Here is a 3,527-nt window from a genome sequence, read left to right as displayed (position 1 = left end):
ACCGAGGAAAGCGTCCGTGCCTGCGTCGCCGCCCTGACCGGGGAGATCCAGCAGGTGCCCAGCAGCGTCAGCGCTATCAAAGTCAACGGCGAACGAGCCTACGCCCGCGTCCGGTCCGGCGAAGATGTCAAGCTTGCCGCCCGGCCCGTGACGATCCACCGCTTCGAGCTCCACGAACTCCGCCGCGCCCAGAACGGCGAAGCCCTGGACCTGGACGTGACCGTGGAGTGTTCCTCCGGCACGTACATCCGGGCGTTGGCGCGGGACCTGGGCGAGACTCTCGGCGTCGGCGGACATCTCACCGCACTGCGCCGGACGCAGGTGGGGCCTTACACCCTGGACCAGGCTCGAACCCTGGAACAGTTGGCCGGAGAGCTGGATGTGCTGGAGATGTCGCAGGCGGCGCGGGCGCTGATGCCCAACCGCCAGCTCACCGCCGAAGAAACCACGGAACTGTCCTTCGGCCGCCGGATCCCGGCCGGCGCCGCAGCCGGCACACCGGACGCCGCGACCGCGGAGAAGCCGGCTGCCGCCTTCGCCCCGGACGGTTCGCTGGTGGCGTTGCTGGCCGATGCCGGAAACTATGCCAAGCCCGTGCTGGTCTTCGCGCCGGACAATGAGAAGCGCGCCGCCGAAAAGCCGGCGGGCTAGCTGTGGACGGATTTTTCTACATCATCCTCGTGGTCGGCCTGGTCTCCACCGTCCTGTGCGCCGGCGCCGGCATCCTGAGAAAGGCACCCAACGATGCGACCATCCTGTCAGTGGCCGCCGTCGAACTATCCCTCCTGGTCTACTTGGTCGGTTCGATTGTCCGGGTTGCGACGGGGGAGCGGATCGCCGGGGAGCCTTGGGAGTTTTGGGGCTACCTGGCCACGGCGCTGCTGCTGCCGGTTGGCGCGGTCTACTGGGCCATCCTCGAACGCACCCGGTGGAGCAACTTCGTGCTGGCCGCCGTCGGCGTCACCGCACTGGTGATGGCCGCCCGAATGAATCAGATCTGGTACTGACGTGGAAGAGGCAAAGAAGAACATGACGGCTTCAGAGCAGCAAACCGGCGACGGGACCACCGGCGTCGCGGGGACCACCGGCGACGCCGCCGGTTCGGCGGCGCGGGACACCCGAAATACCGGACCCGGCCGGCTGCTGATTGCTGTCTACGCGGTGTTTGCCCTCTCGGCAACCGCGCGGGCCGGCTACCAGATCCTCACCAAATTCGCCGAGGCGCCCTTCGCGTACTTGCTGTCCGCCTTCGCCGCCGTCGTTTACATCGTGGCGACCGTCTCCCTCGCAAAGCCCGGACGGACCTGGTTCAAGGTGTCTGTCACGGCTGTCCTGGTCGAATTGGTTGGCGTCCTGGTGGTCGGCGCGCTGAGCCTGTTCGACGCGGCCAACTTCCCGCACGAGACAGTCTGGTCCTTGTTTGGGCGGGGCTACGGATTCATCCCGCTGCTGCTGCCCATCCTGGGCCTCATCTGGCTGTACCGGCGCCGTCCCGCGCGCCAACAAGCCTGACCAGGCTCCCCGACAGCTACCGCACCCCCGGCTCGGAAAAGGAGCCACACCCCGTTCTGCCGCCGCTGGCGCGATGGTCCTGCGCTACGGCAAACAGTAAGTAGACTTGCCAAAGGTATAGTAAGCATGCTTATTGTGGAGCATGGGAGCCGACAGAGCGAGCGATGCACCCCACATTTTTCCACTGCAGCGAGGGAGGCATCATGAGCACAATGACCGCCGTTCGCCGAGGATCATGGGAAGCGAAGAGGGCCGCCGCGGGTCGCCGACGCGGGTGGCAGGGATGAGCCAAAGGCACGAATCCGAAGGATGGCGGACAGACCAGCTTCTGTCCATGGCGGCCAGGGTGGTCGAACGCCGCAAGGACCAGGCCCTGGCGGCCCTCGGGCTGACGCATGCCGGCGTGATAGCCCTCCAGGGGCTCCTCGCCGGAAATACGAACCAGGAGCAACTGGCCCGCCGGATTGCGGTGCAAAGCCAGTCTCTGGGAAAGGTGCTGGCTCGGCTGGAGGAGGCGGGCCTGGTCACGCGCACCAGGGATGAGCAGGACCGGCGGCAACTCACCGTGGCGTTAACCCCGGCCGGCAGTGCCGCGCTGGCGACCGCACATCAGATTGAGCGCGATGCTCTTCCCGAGGACTTGGAAGGCTGGACCACGCTACAGCGTGATCTGGTCAGGATCCTGACCGCATTCGAGGCTCCGGGCCGGTTCTGAGGTCGGGCCCGACCCGGGCCCATCAGGCCGGGCCCATCAGGCGGGACCGCCGTCGTCGTGGGTTTTATTCATCGTTTCCGTGCAGATCTAGCCGGCGCCGCAAGGCGGGCCAGGCAGCGGCGAAGCCTGGATGCAGCTCTTTGTCGCCTACGCCGTTCAGCCGCACCCATTGCAGTTCGAGGCTCTCGTGGTCGCTGATTTCGGCTTCAAAGGGTTCCACCACCCGGGCGGCGACTGTCGTGTAGGACCAGTACCCGACGTCGAACACCGAGGTGAACAGCACCCGGACTGACGAGGGCGGCACCGCGGCTTCCTCCTTGGCTTCCCGGAGCGCGCCGTCCACGGCATTCTCCCCTTGGTGCAGGGCGCCGCCGGGAAGGCCCCACGTTCCGCCTTGATCACTCCAAGTCGCCCGGTGCTGGAGCAGGACTCCCTTGCCGGCGTCGTGCACCAGCAGGCCCGCGGACCCGAACCGGCCCCAGAACCGGCCGTGCCCGCCTCCCACCCATGCATCCCCGGGGTCCCGGGGTCCAAACGGCCGGCGCGGGTCGTTGTACGGGTTGGTGTGAGCCTCGGCTGGCTGCGCAGCGGAACTGTCCATTCGGTTAGTCTGCCACGCGTTCAAGCGGGACTCCCGAGTATGGCGTTTTGCTTAGTGTCAGTGGGCCGAGGTTTTCACCTAGATCCGGTCAGGGTAGCCTGYACGCATGGCGCTCAATCGGAACCGTGTGGGGAACCGCAACCGTGCGGGGATCCGCTTCGCCGGCTTGGTCGTCGCGGCAGTCTTGTCGACCGGTTCAATGACGGCCTGTGGCGAACAATCCGCGCCGCCGCAACTTCCGGCGGCCCCGCCGGCCTCAAAGCTGGCGCCGCAGCCGGGCATATCGGCGATCACTCCCGAGTTTAGGGAACTTCAACTGGACCGGAGTGCGGAACCGGCGGAGACGCTGCCCTGGCATCTGATCCGACTGGACCTGAACGAAAATCGGGTATACCTCTCAGCGTCCTCGGTGATGTGCACGACGCCCGAGAAAGTGCGGCTGATCGAGACCGCTTCTGAGATTAAGATTTCCGTGACGGGGACGCGACGCAGCGAACCCTGCACTGCGCAGAGCATCACCCTGGTCGGGTACGTCCAGCTTGGCTCCATCGGTGGGAGGCAGGTCACCGGCGATAGCAGCTGATGCCGGTGACGGGCGCGAGGGCGCGACGGCCGCCCGGCTGCTCCGTTGCCCTAATAATGTCTGACCCTCTTGTTTGAATTGGTGCATGGGAATCGGTGCAGTTCTCGTCTCTCGTC

General features: G+C 66.3%; 6 protein-coding genes. 5 read left to right on the top strand and 1 reads right to left on the bottom strand.

Features of this window, described 5'->3' with window-relative positions; genetic code table 11:
• The 4 genes from truB to AB4Y86_RS14785 all read left to right on the top strand — a co-directional run.
• A partial coding sequence (truB, locus tag AB4Y86_RS14800) for a tRNA pseudouridine(55) synthase TruB (RefSeq protein ID WP_441402957.1) occupies positions 1-651 on the top strand: 651 nt, incomplete at its 5' end.
• A gap of 2 nt (positions 652-653) precedes the next feature.
• Entirely contained in the window at positions 654-1,007 is a 354-nt protein-coding gene (locus AB4Y86_RS14795; protein WP_441402956.1) for a hypothetical protein, read from the top strand.
• A 22-nt stretch (positions 1,008-1,029) separates the two neighbouring features.
• Positions 1,030-1,512: a hypothetical protein gene (locus AB4Y86_RS14790; RefSeq protein ID WP_441402955.1), complete on the top strand. Its 483-nt coding sequence runs from the start codon at positions 1,030-1,032 to the stop codon at positions 1,510-1,512.
• Positions 1,513-1,747: 235 nt separating this feature from the next.
• Positions 1,748-2,227 carry a MarR family winged helix-turn-helix transcriptional regulator gene (locus AB4Y86_RS14785; protein ID WP_441402954.1) on the top strand — a complete coding sequence of 160 codons (480 nt, stop codon included), beginning with the start codon at positions 1,748-1,750 and terminating at the stop codon, positions 2,225-2,227.
• Positions 2,228-2,291: 64 nt separating this feature from the next.
• On the opposite strand, the gene AB4Y86_RS14780 is transcribed toward AB4Y86_RS14785, so the two are convergent.
• Positions 2,292-2,828 (bottom strand): NUDIX domain-containing protein, encoded by a 537-nt coding sequence (locus AB4Y86_RS14780; RefSeq protein ID WP_441402953.1) that lies wholly within the window; start codon positions 2,826-2,828, stop codon positions 2,292-2,294.
• A 106-nt stretch (positions 2,829-2,934) separates the two neighbouring features.
• On the opposite strand from AB4Y86_RS14780, the gene AB4Y86_RS14775 reads away from it, so the two are divergent.
• Entirely contained in the window at positions 2,935-3,411 is a 477-nt protein-coding gene (locus AB4Y86_RS14775; RefSeq protein WP_441402952.1) for a hypothetical protein, read from the top strand.
• The last annotated feature ends 116 nt before the right edge of the window (positions 3,412-3,527 follow it).

It is taken from the genome of Arthrobacter sp. 2YAF22_2, from assembly GCF_052114645.1.
Taxonomy (GTDB): Bacteria; Actinomycetota; Actinomycetes; order Actinomycetales; family Micrococcaceae; genus Arthrobacter.
Note: the sequence above shows the minus strand (reverse complement) of the source record. Positions and strands in the feature narration are given on the sequence as shown.

Bases quoted from the DNA above. Each gene is read 5' to 3' on its own strand.
- AB4Y86_RS14790 (WP_441402955.1), top strand. From the start codon at position 1,030: ATGACGGCTTCAGAGCAGCAAACCGGCGACGGGACCACCGGCGTCGCG.
- AB4Y86_RS14785 (WP_441402954.1), top strand. From the start codon at position 1,748: ATGGGAAGCGAAGAGGGCCGCCGCGGGTCGCCGACGCGGGTGGCAGGG.
- AB4Y86_RS14780 (WP_441402953.1), bottom strand. From the start codon at position 2,828: ATGGACAGTTCCGCTGCGCAGCCAGCCGAGGCTCACACCAACCCGTAC.
- AB4Y86_RS14775 (WP_441402952.1), top strand. From the start codon at position 2,935: ATGGCGCTCAATCGGAACCGTGTGGGGAACCGCAACCGTGCGGGGATC.